Here is a 17435-nt window from a genome sequence, read left to right on the forward strand (position 1 = left end):
GCTTGCAGCGGAGGGCGTCCGGTGCTTCAGTCTTGGTGAGCGCATGAAAAACGGGGCGCTGCCATTCGCAGGGGATACCCTGCCAATTACAACGATAACAAAGCAGTAAGGGGAATAGTTATGTTGAAAGCCATCCTATTTGCGAGTGTTGCAACCGTAATCGCGGCCTTGCCGGCACAGGCTAAAGAATGGAAGGAAATCCGCATTGCAACCGAAGGTGCGTACCCACCTTTCAACTTCGTGGCCGCCGACGGTTCGTTGCAGGGGCTTGATGTCGAAATAGCCAATGCTCTGTGCAAGGCGATGGAAGCGAAGTGCACCATTGTTGCTAATGATTGGGACGGGATGATCCCCGGTCTGAAATCGAACAAGTTCGATGCGGTCATCGCTTCAATGAGCATTACGGAAGAGCGCAAGAAGGAAGTCGCCTTCACCGACAAGTATTACTCCACACCGCTTTCCGTTGCCGTGCCGAAGGACAGCCCGATCGCATCGTTGGATGCTGCAGCCTTCAAGGGCAAATCAGTTGGTGCTCAAGGCTCGACGACGCAGGGCAACTACGCGGAAGACGTCTACGGCAAGGCTGGTGCTGACGTTAAGCTTTATCCGACTGCCGACGAAGCCAATGCCGACCTGAAAAATGGGCGACTTGATGCAGTTGTTTCCGATAAGTTCCCGATCTCCGACTGGATCAAGGGTGACGGTGCCGATTGCTGCAAGCTCATTGGCGATATTCCTGGGACGCAGACCGATACCGGAATTGCGCTGCGTCAGGGTGATGACGATCTGCGTGAACAATTCAACGCTGCAATCAAGAAAATTCGCGAAGACGGGACCTACGCTACCATTGTGAAGAAATATTTCGACTTCGACATCTACTGATTGCTTGTAAAAGACACAGCCCTTTGCTGTAAGCAACAACGCGCCGGCTACAATCGACGCGTTTGTTTCTTTAATTTTGTGGATGCCGGAAATGCCGATTCAGCAACAAGATGTCATCGTTCTGGGCGCGGGTATTATCGGTGTATCCACGGCGCTGCATCTGCAGGCGCGAGGTCGTTCGGTCTGTTTGATTGACAAGAACGAGCCGGGCAATGGCACCAGTTTCGGAAATGCGGGTCTGATCGAGCGGTCGAGTGTAATTCCATACTCCTTCCCGCAAGGCCTTTGGACACTTGTGCGTTACGGCATGAACCGTCGTTCTGACGTTCGTTATAACCCACTCTACATACCGAAGATGGCGAGCTGGCTGTTTCAGTACTGGCGGGAATCGTCGCCGGAACGGTTGAAAATTGCTACGAATGCCATGCTGCCATTGATCGAAGCGAGCGTCCGTGAGCATGATGCCCTGGTGGGCCAGTCAGGCAGTGAGAGATTAATCCGGTCGCAGGGATGGATCGAAGTGTTCCGGACGTCTTCGGCATTCGATGCAGCAGTGCGCCGGTTACCTGATCTGCAACGCTTCAAACTGTCTTATGACATCTTGGATGCAGCAGCATTGCGCCAGCGTGAGACATCACTCGGCGATGTGGCGGGCGGAATTCACTGGCTCGACCCCAAGACCGTCGTGAATCCGGGTGGTTTGGTCAAAGCCTATGCTGATTTGTTTACCGAAAATGGCGGCATCTTCGTTCACGGCGATGCTGCGAGCTTGGCGCCGAATGAGAACGGCTGGCAAGTGATGACAACGGGAGAGGGCGCTATCCATGCGCGCGACGTTGTCGTCGCACTGGGTCCGCAATCCGGTCTTATTTTCCGAAAGTTTGGCTATCCAATCCCGCTCGGCATCAAGCGCGGCCATCACCTTCATTTTGCTATGAAGGACGGTTCGCGGCTTGGTCATACGGTGGTGGATGAAGAAGCTGGCTATGTTCTCGCCCCGATGGTACAGGGCGTGCGTCTATCGACAGGCATCGAATTCGCCTCGCCCGATGCACCCGCCAATTATATACAGCTTAAGAAAGACGAGAAAATCGCGCGCCAGCTTGTGCCCCAATTGGGCGACGCTGTCGAAACGACGCCTTGGCTTGGGCTACGTCCCTGCCTGCCTGATATGCGCCCGGTCATTGGTGCCGCGCCAAGGCACAAGGGGTTGTGGTTCAATTTCGGCCATGCGCATCACGGCTTGACGCTTGGACCTGCAACAGGACGGTTGCTCGCCGAAATGCTTGTCGGAGAAGAGACTTTTGTTGATCCGAAGCCTTATTCGGTAGAACGATTTCTTTAATTTGATCTAAAAATTTCGTGACAGGCTTGTCAGTTGCGATAGAGCGGGGCTATCAATTGGTCCCACTCTCATATCGCGCAGTCGCGAACAATTGATCCGGAAAATTCTCGTGAAAATGAAGCCTTTAGGCCGTACAGGCCTTACTGTTACTGAAATTTGCCTCGGTACCATGACTTGGGGCGTACAAAATACCGAGTCCGACGCTCATGAGCAGCTCGACGTCGCCCTTGATGCCGGTATCAACTTCATCGATACGGCCGAGGGATATGCCATTCCAATGAGCCCGGAAAGTTACGGCAAAACAGAGGCTTATATTGGTAGCTGGCTTAAAAAATCCGGGAAACGTGACAAGGTCGTACTGGCAAGTAAGATCGCCGGCGGTGGCAGGCAGAAGTGGATTCGAGACGGTGCCCGGCCAAGCCGAGCCAGCGTTCGCGAGGCGGTGGAAAATAGCCTGAAGCGGCTTCAGACGGACTATATAGACCTCTATCAGGTCCATTGGCCCATGCGTGCGCACTATCATTTTGGCCAAAGCTGGAGCTTCGATCCGTCCAAGACGGACGGAACAGCAGAAACCCAACAGATGCATGACGTTCTGCTGGGTCTCGGAGACATGGTTGAGGATGGCAAGATCCGACATATTGGTCTTTCCAATGAGACAGCCTGGGGAACCATGCAGTGGCTTCGCCTGGCTGAGCAGCATGACCTGCCGCGGATAGCCTCGATCCAGAACGAATATAGTCTGTTGCAGCGCCAGTTCGATTTTGACATGGCAGAGCTGGCAATTTGTGAAGATGTGGGGCTGCTTGCCTATTCGACGCTTGCTGCCGGTGTGCTGACTGGGAAATATCTGGGAGGCAAAATGCCGGCCGGCTCACGCGCGGCCATTTCCGAAGGCGGTATCTGGAGGAACAATGTTCATTCCGAACCGGCAGTTCGCGCTTATATCGAGGTTGCAAAGAAGCATGGTCTCGATATCGCCCAGATGGCTATTGCCTTTACGTTGACGCGCCCGTTTATGACTTCGGCCATCATTGGTGCGACGACTGTCGACCAGTTGAAGACCGATATCGCAGCCCATCAGGTCGAGCTTTCCGATGATGTTCTGAGCGATATTGAGAAGGTCTACAGACAGTATCCACGTCCGCTTTAAGTCAATGAACGGGCATGATAGAAGCCCGCCAATGGTGGGCTTTTCTATCCGGCTAGATAGATTTCATGTTTGACAATCCATTGTTCGATTGGCGTCTCGCTTGAGGAACTGACGATCACCATTCGGTCGAAGCAAAGTCTGCGACCAGTGAGCGATCGTGCCAGGCGTAACATCTCCATTTCACGCAAAGCGTTCTCAGCGACGCCATAGGCAAGCGAAACATGCGGGAGAAAGGTTGAGGAATCGGCCTCTCCTGATATGCCCCGTGAATCCTGTTTCAGCGCCATGAGTGCAGGTGTTTTCTGTAGTGCGGCATAGAAAGAGCGGAAATAAGCCTCGGTTCCCGTTACATTTTCAATCTGGACGTCGAGCGGCTTGCGACCGACCGCGAGGCTCAGCACAAGCGGCAGCAGTTCGTCTGCCGAGCGTTTCATATCGGGCACGAGTGTCGCATGCGGTTCAAATTTAGGCGAGGCAAAGCGGCCAGCCAGCTCTGTAACGATGGATTCAAGAAATTTGAGGTCGTCGCGTGAGGGACGTAACCAGATGGAATGGAAACTCATTGGTCTGGCTTCCCCCGAATGCCGCGTTCGGCTTTTAGTGGTCTGACACTGTTGCGCAGAATGAGCGGCAATTCGAGTACGAGAGTTTGCGGTGGTGCGTTCGGGGTTGTTTGCCGGTCATCCAGCAGCCGGATGATCTCGGCAGAAAGACGTTCTGCGTTTTGATCGAATGTTGTCAGGCGATAGGCGCCCCAGCGTGCTTCAGTGACATTGTCGAAGCCGATGACTGAAATATCCTCGGGAATGGAAAGGTTGAAGACGTCACGTGCGCAGTCCATCAGACCGAAGGCCATAAGATCGTTGACGCAGAAAACGCCTTCCACTTGCTCTCTTTCACCAAGAAGCAGGGAGGCGGCTCCATAGCCGCCATCATAATCGGTGAGTTCACCGCGTTGAACACTGATGCTTAATCCGAGGCTCTTGCCCTTGGCGATAAAGGCTTCCTCACGTTCAACGAGATTGAGGCTGCCGACATTCGACGTTATCAGGCCGAGCTTTTTCATGCCACGTGCGGCAAAAATATCGACAGCCGTTTCGGCGGCAAGTCGATTGTTGATGTGGATGTGGTCGGCTCCATTTTCGGTGCGCCCAACGAGAATGAGGGTCTGGCCATTTCGTTGTGCCAGTTCGACAAATGACGATGAGGGCATACCGGAAAGAACCACCGTCGCTTCGGCGCGATAACGCAGCAGCGTTTCGTGGGCGGCGGAGAGGTTCTCGCCGTGCTGACCGGTCGGGATCAATACAGGCACACTGCCGCGTGCGGCAAGCCGACGGGAAAGTGCTGCTATCTGGCGAGCGCGAAACGGGCTGTCCGGGTCTGCGGCAATCATTCCGACGATGCGGCTGCGATTTGCTAGAAGACCACGCGCCAAGTCGTTGACCTGATAGCCAAGCTTTTCTGCGGCTTTCAGCACTTTCTCACGTGTCGCGGGCGAGACACTCGCGCCCGGCGTAAAGGTGCGAGACACCGCGGAACGAGACACACCTGCCTCAAGCGCGACTTCATGCGCACTGATGAACCGTGGCTGGTTGTCCGCGATGTCCGGTTCACGCTGTATTTCTTTATCTGGCATTTCATCGCCCTACTTTTGAAAGGACATCGGCTCTGAGGAAGCGCTCGACCACGAACATGAAGGCAATTGACGGCACCAGCAATATCAATGCGCTGATCGACGCGATTTGATAATTGCCACCGGAACTCGCTGTATAAAGTAGCAACGGCAAGGTGGAAATATCCGGAGCGCCAACGAAATAGGTGCCAGTGAACTCGTCGAGCGACTCGAGAAAGACGAAGATGGCGCTTGCAAGCAAACCGGGTGCAGCTATCGGCAGGGTGATGTCGAAAAATGTCTTGAGTGCTGATGCGCCCATTGAACGGGCCGCTTCTTCAAGCTCGCGATCAATAGCCGAGAACGCTGCCGTGGCGATCCACACAGCATAGACCAGACCATGGGTGACATGCACCAGAACGACACCAGTGATCGTGCCATTCAGGCCAAACGAATAGAACATTTGGGCGATGTTCACGTAAACGGGCAGGTTCGGAAACGCCTGCGGTATCAGGAGCGTTAACAGGATCAGCCCACGAAATGGCAGTTTTAATCGTGCGAGAGCATAACCGGCGGGAATGGCAAGGCCGAGCGAGACGACCACGGTCAGTCCTGCGATAACGACGCTGGTGGCAAGTGATGAAAGCGCATTGCCCCGAGGGGAAAAGACATTCGCCCAGAACGAAAATCCATACTGAAGCGGCAGTGTGTGCGGAAAATACCAGCGCTCAGCCACGGCCCACAGAAGCAGGTTGGCAAGCGGCCCGAAAATCGCAAAGGCGAGCAGGCCAAGCAGTATGCCACGCGGTATCCAGCGCCAATCAATGATGTTGCTCATTGGCCGTGTTCCTTCATGGTCTGGCGGAGGTAAATCCAGGCGACGAGGCTGGTCATGAGCAGAGAAATGGTACCCAGCGCGTTTGCGACGCCATAATCGCCATAAGTGTTGATGCGGAATGCCATGTTTGCAGTAATCATCGTCGGTGACTGAGCGTTAATCATCAAAGGCACGGACAAAACGGACATCATGGTGACAAAGCTCAGTATCAGTCCAACGAGCAACGTCTGGCGGACTTGGGGGAGAACGATCTCGATGAGGATGCGCAGCCGTCCTGCACCCAGATTGCGGGCGGATTCAATAGTGCTGCGATCAATGGACGCCATAGCACCAGCCAGTAGCAGCGTGACAAAAGGGGTTTGTTTCCAGACGAACGCGATCACGATGCCCCGCCAGTCTAGAAAGCTCATGGCCTGCAGCGGTGTGAGGAGCCCGGTTTCGATGAGTAGGCTGTTCATCAACCCGTTCTTGGCAAGGAAGGTACGGAGTATCTGGCCGACGACGATGAAGGGTATGAAAAGCGGCCACCGATACAGCCAGCGCAGAATTGTGATGGCGCGCGGGTTCGAGCCGAGCGTCAGGTAACCGCCGATAGCGACGGAAAACAACGCAATCAGCAGAGACGACAGTGTGACGATCACGAAAGTGAAAAGAATATCGCTGGAATAAAGCTCGAATGCTTTGGTGAAGTTGCCGGTTCCCCATTCGCCCGAGACATAGAATGCTCCGGTGATCGCTCCGAAAAGCGGTACGATAAACAGCAACAAGACGATCGCCATTGCTGGCGCGACAAGAAGGATCCCTGTCAGTCGATGCGACATTCGAAACCTCATGAAAAATGGGGACGCGCCGAGCATGCTCAAAAGCGTTGCGATCTGATCGATTCAAATCGGCGCTCTAACAGCTCACTTAGACGCGCATCCGAAAACCGTTTCACATTTTTCGAATGCGCGTTAATGGTGCTTTAGTTGCGTATCCGGCATCAACATCGGAGCGTTCAGAATAGAACCAGGTTCGCCGAAACGCTCTGATAGAAGGCAGGTTTGTCGGGCTTAATTGCCAACCTGACGCTCGTAAGCTTCCAGAATCGCCGTATTATAAGGTGCGATTGGGAAAGGCTTGCCATATTTCGCAAGGTCATCCGGCGAAATATCGGTGAAAAGCTTGTTCCAGGTGTCGTTATCCAGCTCTGCCTTGACATGGTCGGCATCGATGCCCGGATACCAGTTGAATCGCTTCACGATACCTTCGGCTTGCACTTTCGGGCTTGTCGCCAAAGCAACGAATTTTTCGGCGAGTTCCTTATGTGCACTCTTTTCTGGGATCACATAGTGCATCGGCTGGCCGGGCATGCCGGGAGCGGGCAGGACAAGTTTCATTTCTGGCGGAAGCTGACCATTCGCCTTCCATGAATAGAACATGTCGACCCAGACCGGTCCCATCGCAATCTCGCCCCGGCTCAGCATGTCGAGTGTGCCGGCATTTCCTGGGGTGAGTGTGGCATTTTTTGTAAAGTCCTTGAGCGAGGCAAATGCCTTGTCCCAGTTCTTCGCTTCGCCTTCTTCGAATGGACCTTTCATCAGCTTGTCTGCATCGCCGCCATAAGCATAGATCCAACCCATGACGAAACTCACGCCCGACGCACCACCTTTGATGCCATTATAACCGAACTGCTTCGGGTTTTCTTTGGCCCATGTGACGAGCTCGTCGTAGCTCTTCGGCGGATTGGCGACGAGGGCTGGATTGTATGCAAGTGCTGTCTGGCTGTTGAACATCGGTATGACATAACCGTCAACGTCCGTGCCGAGTGCCATTTTTGCATTATCGCGTGTGACCAGCTTGCCACTATCGATCTTGCCGCGGTAGTTTTCGAGGAACTTGGCCGTTACCATTGGTCCGGCAAATTTCTCGTGGACTACAGCAACGTCGGTATCCCATTTTTCGACCCCGGCCTTGGATTGGGCTTCGAAACGTTCGAGAATTTTTTGCGAGCCCGCATCGCCAGGGCCTGTTCCGACGACGCGAACTGTCGTTCCTGGGTTTTCCTTCTCGAACAAAGGTCCAAGATACTGATTGATATAGTCGACCATATTCTGATCACCTGCCGTAAGGACGGTAAGGTCATCGGCAGCGGCTGGTGCGACGGTGAGGCCTATCGCCATCGCCGCGTTCAGGATAGTTCTCATGAAAAGGACTCCTGTCTGAAACCGGGATTTCCGGTCTTATGTTGAATACAGATGCAGCGCATCCTGTGGTGGCTATCGGGAACGGAGGTATCTACGGGCATGGAACTGTCCGTAGAAAGAACTTCGAAACGGGCTTTCCCCGTATTGGGCACGATAGAGAATGGGATCGATGTGCACGGCTGTGCACAATAAAATGTGACGCGAACGCTTATTTCGCCGATCCATAATCTCCTTCATTTCAAGGTACATCGTACGTGCCGCTGGCGAAAATCGCCTGTTGGCGAACTATTTGTCGAACAGAAACAGGGTGTGTTCGGGTATATGGATTTCAACATTCGCTCCAGGTCGATGGCTTTCCTGAGCATCGACCATGATGTGACGATCACCAATGCGGATCATGTGTCGCCATAGGCCCCCGGGATAACTGGTCTGTTCGACTGTTCCGTTGAGGATTAGCTCGGAGGCTTGGGCGGACTGGTTCGCCCCTGGCTCGGTGAGGCGGGCTGCTTCACTGCGGAAGCGTGCGGATGCCAGGCCGTCTGAAAGGTTGCGACGGCCCGCAGAAATGCTACTGGCCTTGTTGTTGGCTCCCGCTGCGATCTCTATGCGATCGGCCTTGATCTGGATCGGCACTTCGATCAGATTTTCGGCACCCATAAATGCCGCTACAAAATCCGAAACAGGATGGTTGTAGACCTCTTCTGGCGCGCCAGCCTGTGCGATTTCGCCGTTATTGAGGATGACGATGCGGTCGGCCATAACCATGGCTTCTTCTCGGTCGTGCGTCACGTGGACTGCCGTAATGCCGAGGCGGCGCTGCAAAGCGCTGATCTCATGGCGAACCGTTAGTCTGATGCGCGCATCGAGATTGGAAAGCGGCTCATCAAGCAACAAAATGTCGGGCTGAATAGCGAGGGCTCGACCGAGAGCGACGCGCTGACGCTGTCCGCCTGAAAGGGCGGAGGGTTTGCGCTCCAGCAAGGCGTCGAGGCCCAGCAGGCGAGCAACTTCTTCGACCTTGTGCTTGATCGTTTCTTTTGCTGCGCCGCGAATACGCAACCCGTAGCCCATGTTCTGCGCGACAGTCATATGCGGCCAGAGCGCGTAGGACTGGAAGACAAGAGCCATGCCGCGTTTATCCGGAGGGAGTTTTGTGACGTCTTTCCCGTCTACCCGGATCGCGCCATCGGATGGCATGTTAAAGCCTGCGATCGCACGCAGCAGGGTTGTCTTCCCGCAGCCGGACGAGCCGAGAAGCGCAACGAATTCGCCCTTCTTGACTGACAAATTCACGCCTTTGAGAACTTCATTGCTCCCATAACGAACGCATGCGTCCGCCACCTCCAAAAACGCTGGCATGAGCGCCTCCTCCCCAGGATCGCCGGCTGGTTTTATTTTTTCTGCACAGCCGTGCAAATTGGATTGAAGCATCTTTAAGCCACCTCGACAAGCCGCAAAAGTGAAATTGCGCGGAAAACCGTTCTGAATTCCATTATGGAACGTCATCTAGATGCTATTTAGCGAGATTTTATAACAGATGTATGACGCATAGCCGAAGACGTGGATAGCTTTGCAAGGCTGTCCACGTCGCACGCAAGCAGGCTCTGCGGAGAGTACATGCCCAGGCTTGTTATCGATGTCGGGTCATACTTCTTCTGCGCGCTCTTCGAATTTTGCATTTCGCCAAGAGGAGTGGATGAACGCAGCAAGGAACATCGCGGTCATCAGCAGGACGATCGTTGGCGCCGGGGCGCTGTCGATGAAGAACGATAGATAGACACCAAAGAAAGATGCGATGACCGCAATCACCACAGCGAGCACCATCATGGCGCTGAATTTGCGCGTAAGCAGAAAGGCAATCGCACCAGGAGCGATCAACATGGCGATGGCCAGAATGATGCCTACTGCTTTCAGAACACCAACAATTGTCAGCGATATCAGGCAGAGCAAGCCGTAGTGCAGAAGACGAACCGGAAGGCCGACGGCTCTGGCTTGTGCCGGGTCGAAAGCATGCAGCAGGAAGTCGCGCCATTTGACGACAAGAACGCCAGCGGTCAGCGCAGCGATAACTGCCGTTTCGATCAGGTCGTGTAGTGTTATGCCGAGCATGTCGCCAAACAGGATATGATCGAGATGCACTGTCGAGCGGATCGAAACGTAGAGGACGAGGCCTAGGCCGAACATACCCGAGAATACGATGCCCATCACCGTATCCTGCTTGATACGGCTGTTCTCAGTGAGATAGCCGGTTGCAAGAGCACAAGCCATGCCCGCTACAAAGGCGCCGATGCCAAAAGGTATCCCAATAATATAGGCAATAACTACACCCGGAAAGACGGCATGGCTGATCGCATCGCCCATCAGTGACCAGCCTTTGAGAACCAGAAAGCACGACAACAACGCTGTCGGGACGGCGATGAGCACTGAAATGGCAAGCGCATGTCGCATAAACTCGAACTGAAAAGGGGAGGCCAACATTTCAAGAATGGTCATTGTGGACTCTCCTTGAGGGCTATCGCAGCTTTGCGACGTGCTGCCAGAAGGCCATGTTTCGGAGCAAGGACAAATACGCCGAGGAACACCAGCGTTTGGAGAACAACGATAATGCCTCCAGTCGCACCATCCAGAAAGTAGCTTACATAGGCACCGACGAAGCTCGTAATGGATCCGATGGCAACGGCAATACAGAGCAAGCGAGAAAAGCGATCGGTTAGCAGATAAGCGGTAGCGCCTGGTGTGACCACCATACAGATGACGAGAAACGCACCGACTGTTTGCATGGCGGCGACTGTGGATGCCGACAAAAGCGTGAAAAACATGATCTTCAAGAGGTTGGGTTTGTGACCGATCGAACGCGCATGATTTTCATCGAAGAACACCACCATCAAGTCTTTCCACTTCAAAAGGAGCAGCGACAGGGAAACGAAACCGATAATCGCCAGTTGCAGGGTGTCTTCTGGCGTGATGGCAAGGATATTGCCGAGAACGATGGTTTGAATGCTGACAGCCGTCGGCTTGAGCGAGATCATAAACAAGCCGAGCCCGAAGAATGACGAGAAGATCAGGCCGATGATCGCGTCTTCCTTCAGCTTCGTACGCTGGTTGAGAAAGAGCATCGCCGCTGCGGCAAGACCTCCTGAAAAGAATGCACCGATAGAGAAGGGCAGACCGAGCATATAGGCGCCTGCGACACCCGGCACGATGGAATGGGAAAGAGCATCGCCGATGAGCGACCATCCTTTCAGCATGAGATAGACTGACAGGAAGGCGCAGACGCCGCCAACCAATGCCGAGACCCACATGGCATTCAGCATATAATTGTAACTGAATGGTTCAAGCAGCACGGTCATTGTTTCCGGCTCCCTTCTGAGGCAGAGGAGCCATCATTCTCGTATACAACGAACGGTCGTTCATCGTCTGTTATAACGCCTACTACAGCTCGTCCTGAGCGGTCAGTCTCACCAAGCACGAGGTGGCGCAGTACACCACCGAATGTTTTTTCGAGGTTGGTCTGTGTGAACACTTCAGCCGTCGGCCCGTAACCAAGCACTGTTCGTTTCAGCAAGACCGTTCGGTCGCAGAACTCGGGAACACTGCCTAGATTGTGCGTCGAAACCAGCATGATACACCCTTCATCCCGGAGGCTGCGAAGAAGGGTGACAATTGCTTCTTCTGTTTTGACGTCGACTCCAGTAAATGGTTCGTCCAGAAGGATCACTCGTCCATCTTGTGCGAGGGCTCGGGCCAGAAATACGCGTTTCTTTTGCCCACCCGAAAGCTCCCCGATCTGCCGTTGGCGAAATTCGATCATGTTCACGCGAGCAAGTGCTTTTTCTACGGCTTCCCGATCTGCGCGACGTGGAATGCGCATCATGCCCATATGGCCGTAGCGACCCATCATGACGACATCTTCGACGAGAACCGGAAAATTCCAGTCAACGTCCTCACTTTGCGGGACATAAGCTACGAAGTTTTTCTTCAATGCGGCTCCAACCGGCATTCCAAGAATAGATATTTCACCCTTGGCGAGCTTCACAAACCCCATGATCGCTTTGAACAGGGTCGACTTGCCGGATCCGTTGATGCCGACAAGTGCTGTAATTGTGCCGGTTGGGGTAGTGAAGCTTGCATTATGCAAAGCCGTATGGCCGTTTCGGTATGTGACGGTTGCATCTTTCACATTGATACCGACGACTGCGCTTTTATCCATTGCGGCAGGAGTGTCTTCGTGAAGGTCTATGGGAGCATTCATTATTTGAGTCCTTCAGCGATCGTGCTGGAGGTGATTTTAAGGAGGTCAATATATGTCGGCACGGGCCCGTCTGGCTCCGAAAGTGAATCGACATAGAGAACACCCGCATACTTCGCCCCGGTTTCGCGTGCTACTTGCTCGGCCGGGGCAGGAGATACAGTGCTTTCGGAAAAGATAGCTGTAATGTCGTTTTCGCGCACTGCGTCAATCACCTTGCGCACCTGCTGAGGGGTGCCTTGCTGATCTGCATTGATCGGCCAAAGGTAAAGCTCTTTCAAGCCGAAGTCGCGTGCGAGATATGAAAATGCGCCTTCACTTGAAACGAGCCAGCGCTTGTCCTCTGGGATGGTCGCCAATTCATTTCGGATAGGATCGACTGTAGCTTTAATCTTCGCCTTATAAGCTTCTGCGTTTGCTATGTAGATGTCCGCGTTCGAGGGATCGTTTTTGACAAAAGCATCCCGGATATTGTCGACATAGATCAAGGCCACACTTGGCGACATCCAGGCGTGCGGATTTGGTTTGCCGCCATAAGGCCCCTCGCTGATGTCGATCGGTTCAACACCGTCAGAGACGACCACACTCGGAACATTCTTGAGCCGCGAGAAGAATTTCTCGAACCATAGCTCCAGTCCAAGACCGTTCCAGAGAATCAACTCTGCGTCTTGCGCTTTGATCAGATCTCCGGGCGTTGGTTGATAGTTGTGAATCTCTGCGCCTGGCTTCGTAATCGATTCAACAGTTGCGGCATCGCCCGCAATATTCTGGGCAATATCGGCAATAACGGTGAACGTAGTCACGGCCTTGAATTTTTCGGCAAACGCACCGCTGGTGCTCGTCCAGAGAAGGAATCCACCCATCAGACCGAGAGCTATTGATCGTTTAATACGACGCAGCATATCCAAATCCTTGTTGCCAATAGTTTGCAATTGCATAAATGATTAATCATCTAAGGGCAAGTCTTTTTGCAAATCATTTGCAAGAAGGGTGAAATGGTTCTGGCGCTCAAAATTCCGATTGCAAAATGCAACTACACGTATAAAGTGTATATACAGAAGTGAATACGTCGCTGAGGTGTGTTGTCTGTGATGGGGGAGCGACAGGGAAGGTCATGCGGTCTTGGTATAGACTGGGGTTTGTATTCCCTGTTCTCAGATTGAATGAACGAGGTCGATATGAGCTTAGCAATTGATTTGCCATCGGTTATTTCATCGGATGAGAGCGCTGAGAGGAGGGCGAATGAGGAAGCGGAGGTGCCCGGAACTAAATGTGGTTTAACTTGCGCCACGACGCAGATCGGACCGGTCAGCTATCACGGAAACGGTACGACTTTCATCATTCTCAGGGAACAAGTTTACAATCTAAGATGGTATTCTTCTGTGTGGACAGGTGAAAAATCGAGTTGTTCAGCCGGAACTGTCTTCATCATTCCAGCTTCTACGGATTTATCAATCTATTGGCCTGAGCGAGCCGAAATTGTTATCGGGCAATTTGATGAGCAACTCGCGCAGGACGCACTTTTTGAGAGTTCACTATTTGGGGAGAACAACGGATTCAGGAGTGCTATAAAGTTCTCATGCAAAGAGTGTCTGCCAATATGTCATATGATCTGGGAGGAAATCTGCCAGCGGAGTGGGCAAGGTGAGTCTTACTTGAATGCTCTCGGCTTGGTTCTGAGCCACACGATAGCTCTCAGCCTGTTAAATGATAGGGCTTTAATTGATAGCAAGGGCGGGCTTAGCGCGATAGCGTCTCACCAAATCGAAGCATATCTCGACCAGAATTTTCACAAGCCTCTTTCAGTTCCTGACATGGCTGAGTTGCTGGGAATCTCAGCAGGGCATTTTTCGACATGTTTTAGAATTAGTTTTGGGCAGACACCACACCAGTATCTGATGGGATTAAGACTTGATGAGGCTGAGCGGTGCCTCAGAAAAACATCTATGACAATAAGCGAGATTGCGCGCCATTTAAATTTTTCCAGCCAAAGTCATCTAACGACCGCTTTACGGAAATATCGACACGCAACTCCTGGAGAGTTGCGTAGATAGAGGTTTAGGGAAGGCTTCTTTCCAAAAACCTACCTAGCTTTCACGGGGCTCGAATGATGGCAACATAGTGCCGCTTAAAAAAATCGTATTCAGCTTTAAGTGTCTGTTGATTTGCGCTTCAGCCATTTGCGCCAGATGTGAAGCTCGCTTTTGCGGCGCCAGCGGCGGACGCGATGTGAGTCATGAGAAAGGACGATAAGTCCGAGTGGGATCATCCAGAAGCCGAGAATCGGTAGAAAGCCGAGCGAGCCACCGACTACGAGTGTGCCGCCAAGCATACGGCGCATCATGACCGATTGCGGTATTGGGATTCGTCGTCCGAGAATCACAATGGTTTTTTTGGGGGGTGTTTCGGTGTATTGGTCACTCACAGGCGGATCTCTTAGGCTGGTATGTTGCCATTCACAGGAGGAAAACGTCCCAGAGAATATAGGGTTTCGAGGAGATAATGCAAAAAGATGAAAAAAAGTGGATTTAGCCCTTTGCAAACGTGAAATCCTTTTGCTATACGCCACATCGCTGACGCAACGAGCACCTGTTCCCCGGTAGCTCAGTGGTAGAGCAACCGGCTGTTAACCGGTTGGTCGCTGGTTCGAATCCGGCCCGGGGAGCCACTTCAATTTTGAAGCTGCTTATTTTCCAATGTTTTGAACACTTGAAGTTTTCGACAGTACACAACACGGTACGCAGAGGAAACACAACGCCTCCACCTTGAAGAACGAGAACTGTCCGTCTGTCGATGTTTTTAGCGGGATTAATGCTTCCGGCTATCTGAGTCCTGTGACGATCGAACGAAATGAACGGGTTTTGGGGCTACTCACATAGGCGGTAAACCGCGACGCTCCCGAGGCTATTGAAATCACGCCACATATTTGCTCGCTAACGCTGGGCCAAGTCCGTCGGAAGTGTTTCTTTCATAATAGTTCCTTATGTCGTGTGCATATCGATTCCTCCCGTCCATGTTGAACCAAATCGTTCTTCGTGCGTTGGTTAGCTATCTGTTAACCATGATTGGAGAATGGCAATGCCTTGGTATTTTCGTCTCGAATCCGGCTTTGCCGTTGTTTTTGTGATAGCGGTTTGTGCCCACGTGCTTGTTCAGTTGATCCGATAGTTGGGGCAGCATTTTCCAATAAGGTTACGACGGCGCAGGCGATCGCGAATAGCAGATCGACCAAATTGCCAGTAGCTTTTGTGGGAAGTGATCATCTAATGGCGCGTTGATGAGATTGCTGGATGCTGCAAGTTTTTATCACGAAGATGACGCAGTAGGACCATGTCTGATGCGTGTTGAGCTTCCGGTCATTTTTGTTTCGGAAGACCGCGTGGCTTGAAGCGCGTACCGAAAAGTGCGAAACGGTTTTCGGATAAGATTCGCGTTAAAACAAACAATTAGAGCGCCGATCTAATTCAATCAGACCGGCGCTCAAATCGACTGTTGAGAGAATCGAAACAGGTGTGTGAGCACTCATTTCGTCTATCCCAGAGGGAAGAAATGAATGCGGTTCCGGTGTAGCGCTGAAGAAGCAGACCGTGCTTCTTCATCACGCGATAAACCCGCTTGGCATTCGGCCACGAGCGACCTCGTTCAGGGGCTTTGCGCCGTAGAACAGCATAAACGCGTTGATAGCCATAGGTCGACATTTCCGCAATGACCGCCCTGAGCTGAGCAATCAGATCATCATCGGGAAGCGGAGGTCGCTCTCGGGCTTTGGAAAGGGAGCCTGTGGCAGGTACCGCGATATTCGACCGAACACCCCCTAAAGTCTCGCAGACCGTTTTCATCGCAAAACGTCCTTCGGCAGCGAGACTGAGTGCAGCATGCGTTTTTTTGGGTCGTTGGCGATTTCGAGAGCTTCCTTGAGAATTTCCTCCTCCATCGTCTTCTTGCCCAGAAGACGATGCAATTCTTTAATCTGAGCCTGAAGTGCCCGCTATTCCGAGGCCGGGACAATCTCCTCTTCGGCTGCCGTTGCGACCAAGGCACCCTGTGACGCAAGTTTGCGCCACGCGAACAGTTGGTTAGGCGCAATGCCATGACGACGGACGACCAGTCTGACCTGCACGTCCGCCTCGTAGACGATCGCAAGCTTCTCTGCTGTATTCCAGCGTCGCCGCCGCTCAGGGGGCTATTCCAAGGATTTGACAAAATGTGAAAAGACCTCGGAGTTCCCCCGGGGCTTCTAAGAAACCCAACAGAGGTTACGTGGGTTTTTCTGAAATGCAGCGTAAGGAACATTTTGGCTCTGAATTCAGTTGACTCTTTTATCAGTCCAACTGTCGGAGTAGGGAAATGAAACGAGCAGCAATTGTGATGACGCTACTATTGTTCTCCTCGAGCATGACTTTCGCACAGGAATCGGGGATGCCAACGCAATCAGGCACACAAGAACCCGAAGTGCCTGGCAATCCGCCACCTGCACCCGGGCAGCCGCCTTCCGACCCAGATAGTGTTTACGTTCCTCAAGAGTCTGGATCACAGAAACAGGACCGGCTTCCAAGGCCTGAACAGGATAAATGTGCCCCGGGACAGGATGCAAAAAAGTGCGTTGAACAGCAACGCGGTCGCAAATGACGCGTTCTTTTTCGAAGCTCAGCCCTACTGAAATTCGGTATGTGTTGTATTGTTGGCAGCAACCGAGGCTGACCAACGAAAGATCGACCGCACCGTAGTGCAGGCGGCGTATGGTCGAAAGACGAGTGCGCTATTCACGACAAGAAGTAATAGGGGCAACCGCATTCATTGTTCTGCTCCAGCGAAGCAGACGCACACACGCCACCAAGCATGCCTGTAATGTTATCGGGCGGTGTACAGGTGTTCTTATTATGTTCACGGTAATGAATAGAGTCAAGCATGTTGTGTTCCATGTCGCATGGATTCACCCGACTTTTTTGTAACCCTTTGTAATTTATGGGAATCAATTTGTAGTAGGATGCAACATGGCTAACCATGTCAGTATCGACGCAAATTCCTATAACTCATTGATTTTATTTGGTGAAAATTTGGAGGCCTCGCCCGGAATCGAACCGGGGTGCAAGGATTTGCAGTCCTCTGCGTAACCACTCCGCCACGAGGCCTTCCGTAAAGCCGCTACCAAATCAGTTGGCAGTGC

Annotated in this window: 15 protein-coding genes, 2 tRNA genes and 1 pseudogene; 5 read left to right on the top strand and 13 right to left on the bottom strand. The window is 52.7% G+C overall.

Annotation, left to right across the window (positions count from 1 at the left end; genetic code table 11):
- The first annotated feature begins 120 nt into the window (after positions 1-120).
- The 3 genes from FIB18_RS01720 to FIB18_RS01730 all read left to right on the top strand — a co-directional run bounded on the left by FIB18_RS01720 (position 121) and on the right by FIB18_RS01730 (position 3380).
- Entirely contained in the window at positions 121-882 is a 762-nt protein-coding gene (locus FIB18_RS01720; RefSeq protein WP_140019127.1) for an ABC transporter substrate-binding protein, read from the top strand.
- A 91-nt stretch (positions 883-973) separates the two neighbouring features.
- The gene (locus FIB18_RS01725; protein ID WP_140019128.1) at positions 974-2227 is read left to right on the top strand and encodes an NAD(P)/FAD-dependent oxidoreductase; all 1254 of its coding nucleotides are present in this window, start codon (positions 974-976) and stop codon (positions 2225-2227) included.
- Between the two features lie 115 nt (positions 2228-2342).
- Positions 2343-3380 (top strand): aldo/keto reductase, encoded by a 1038-nt coding sequence (locus tag FIB18_RS01730; RefSeq protein ID WP_140019386.1) that lies wholly within the window; start codon positions 2343-2345, stop codon positions 3378-3380.
- Positions 3381-3424: 44 nt separating this feature from the next.
- Here FIB18_RS01730 and FIB18_RS01735 read toward each other — a convergent pair whose 3' ends face one another.
- From FIB18_RS01735 to FIB18_RS01780, 10 genes are all read right to left on the bottom strand, one after another.
- Entirely contained in the window at positions 3425-3943 is a 519-nt protein-coding gene (locus FIB18_RS01735) for a haloacid dehalogenase (protein WP_140019129.1), read from the bottom strand.
- Positions 3940-5019, bottom strand: coding sequence for a LacI family DNA-binding transcriptional regulator (locus FIB18_RS01740; protein WP_140019130.1), 1080 nt, complete (start codon positions 5017-5019; stop codon positions 3940-3942). The genes FIB18_RS01735 and FIB18_RS01740 overlap by 4 nt, the downstream gene beginning before the upstream one ends.
- Before the next feature lies 1 nt (position 5020).
- The gene (locus FIB18_RS01745) at positions 5021-5833 is read right to left on the bottom strand and encodes an ABC transporter permease (RefSeq protein ID WP_140019131.1); all 813 of its coding nucleotides are present in this window, start codon (positions 5831-5833) and stop codon (positions 5021-5023) included.
- Positions 5830-6654 carry an ABC transporter permease gene (locus FIB18_RS01750; protein WP_140019132.1) on the bottom strand — a complete coding sequence of 275 codons (825 nt, stop codon included), beginning with the start codon at positions 6652-6654 and terminating at the stop codon, positions 5830-5832. Before FIB18_RS01750 ends, FIB18_RS01745 begins: the two co-directional genes overlap by 4 nt.
- Before the next feature lie 231 nt (positions 6655-6885).
- Positions 6886-8019 (bottom strand): ABC transporter substrate-binding protein, encoded by a 1134-nt coding sequence (locus tag FIB18_RS01755; RefSeq protein WP_174977376.1) that lies wholly within the window; start codon positions 8017-8019, stop codon positions 6886-6888.
- Between the two features lie 285 nt (positions 8020-8304).
- Positions 8305-9378: an ABC transporter ATP-binding protein gene (locus tag FIB18_RS01760; RefSeq protein WP_140019133.1), complete on the bottom strand. Its 1074-nt coding sequence runs from the start codon at positions 9376-9378 to the stop codon at positions 8305-8307.
- Between the two features lie 285 nt (positions 9379-9663).
- The gene (locus FIB18_RS01765) at positions 9664-10512 is read right to left on the bottom strand and encodes a metal ABC transporter permease (RefSeq protein WP_140019134.1); all 849 of its coding nucleotides are present in this window, start codon (positions 10510-10512) and stop codon (positions 9664-9666) included.
- Positions 10509-11369, bottom strand: a complete 861-nt coding sequence (locus tag FIB18_RS01770) for a metal ABC transporter permease (protein WP_140019135.1) — start codon at positions 11367-11369, stop codon at positions 10509-10511. Before FIB18_RS01770 ends, FIB18_RS01765 begins: the two co-directional genes overlap by 4 nt.
- Positions 11366-12271 (bottom strand): manganese/iron ABC transporter ATP-binding protein, encoded by a 906-nt coding sequence (locus FIB18_RS01775; protein ID WP_407921835.1) that lies wholly within the window; start codon positions 12269-12271, stop codon positions 11366-11368. Before FIB18_RS01775 ends, FIB18_RS01770 begins: the two co-directional genes overlap by 4 nt.
- Complete coding sequence (locus FIB18_RS01780) at positions 12271-13131, bottom strand: metal ABC transporter substrate-binding protein (RefSeq protein WP_235894820.1); 861 nt, start codon at positions 13129-13131, stop codon at positions 12271-12273. The genes FIB18_RS01775 and FIB18_RS01780 overlap by 1 nt, the downstream gene beginning before the upstream one ends.
- Positions 13132-13446: 315 nt before the next feature.
- Between FIB18_RS01780 and FIB18_RS01785 the strand changes: the two genes are divergently transcribed.
- Positions 13447-14322: a helix-turn-helix transcriptional regulator gene (locus tag FIB18_RS01785; protein WP_140019137.1), complete on the top strand. Its 876-nt coding sequence runs from the start codon at positions 13447-13449 to the stop codon at positions 14320-14322.
- A 95-nt stretch (positions 14323-14417) separates the two neighbouring features.
- Here FIB18_RS01785 and FIB18_RS01790 read toward each other — a convergent pair whose 3' ends face one another.
- On the bottom strand, positions 14418-14612 hold the full coding sequence (locus tag FIB18_RS01790; protein WP_210295985.1) for a hypothetical protein: 195 nt from the start codon (positions 14610-14612) through the stop codon (positions 14418-14420).
- 249 nt (positions 14613-14861) lie between these two features.
- On the opposite strand from FIB18_RS01790, the gene FIB18_RS01795 reads away from it, so the two are divergent.
- Positions 14862-14936 (top strand) — tRNA-Asn (locus FIB18_RS01795).
- An 892-nt stretch (positions 14937-15828) separates the two neighbouring features.
- On the opposite strand, the pseudogene FIB18_RS01800 reads toward FIB18_RS01795, so the two are convergent.
- Positions 15829-16448 (bottom strand): annotated as a pseudogene (locus FIB18_RS01800) (transposase); the annotation flags it as partial.
- Positions 16449-17326: 878 nt separating this feature from the next.
- Positions 17327-17400: transfer RNA gene (locus tag FIB18_RS01810), tRNA-Cys, on the bottom strand.
- Positions 17401-17435: the final 35 nt, after the last annotated feature.

The sequence above is a fragment of the Brucella pecoris genome, assembly GCF_006376675.1.
Classification (GTDB): Bacteria; Pseudomonadota; Alphaproteobacteria; order Rhizobiales; family Rhizobiaceae; genus Brucella; species Brucella pecoris.

Bases quoted from the DNA above. Each gene is read 5' to 3' on its own strand.
- FIB18_RS01720 (WP_140019127.1), top strand. From the start codon at position 121: ATGTTGAAAGCCATCCTATTTGCGAGTGTTGCAACCGTAATCGCGGCC.
- FIB18_RS01725 (WP_140019128.1), top strand. From the start codon at position 974: ATGCCGATTCAGCAACAAGATGTCATCGTTCTGGGCGCGGGTATTATC.
- FIB18_RS01730 (WP_140019386.1), top strand. From the start codon at position 2,343: ATGAAGCCTTTAGGCCGTACAGGCCTTACTGTTACTGAAATTTGCCTC.
- FIB18_RS01735 (WP_140019129.1), bottom strand. From the start codon at position 3,943: ATGAGTTTCCATTCCATCTGGTTACGTCCCTCACGCGACGACCTCAAA.
- FIB18_RS01740 (WP_140019130.1), bottom strand. From the start codon at position 5,019: ATGCCAGATAAAGAAATACAGCGTGAACCGGACATCGCGGACAACCAG.
- FIB18_RS01745 (WP_140019131.1), bottom strand. From the start codon at position 5,833: ATGAGCAACATCATTGATTGGCGCTGGATACCGCGTGGCATACTGCTT.
- FIB18_RS01750 (WP_140019132.1), bottom strand. From the start codon at position 6,654: ATGTCGCATCGACTGACAGGGATCCTTCTTGTCGCGCCAGCAATGGCG.
- FIB18_RS01755 (WP_174977376.1), bottom strand. From the start codon at position 8,019: ATGAGAACTATCCTGAACGCGGCGATGGCGATAGGCCTCACCGTCGCA.
- FIB18_RS01760 (WP_140019133.1), bottom strand. From the start codon at position 9,378: ATGCCAGCGTTTTTGGAGGTGGCGGACGCATGCGTTCGTTATGGGAGC.
- FIB18_RS01765 (WP_140019134.1), bottom strand. From the start codon at position 10,512: ATGACCATTCTTGAAATGTTGGCCTCCCCTTTTCAGTTCGAGTTTATG.
- FIB18_RS01770 (WP_140019135.1), bottom strand. From the start codon at position 11,369: ATGACCGTGCTGCTTGAACCATTCAGTTACAATTATATGCTGAATGCC.
- FIB18_RS01775 (WP_407921835.1), bottom strand. From the start codon at position 12,271: ATGAATGCTCCCATAGACCTTCACGAAGACACTCCTGCCGCAATGGAT.
- FIB18_RS01780 (WP_235894820.1), bottom strand. From the start codon at position 13,131: ATGGGTGGATTCCTTCTCTGGACGAGCACCAGCGGTGCGTTTGCCGAA.
- FIB18_RS01785 (WP_140019137.1), top strand. From the start codon at position 13,447: ATGAGCTTAGCAATTGATTTGCCATCGGTTATTTCATCGGATGAGAGC.
- FIB18_RS01790 (WP_210295985.1), bottom strand. From the start codon at position 14,612: ATGATGCGCCGTATGCTTGGCGGCACACTCGTAGTCGGTGGCTCGCTC.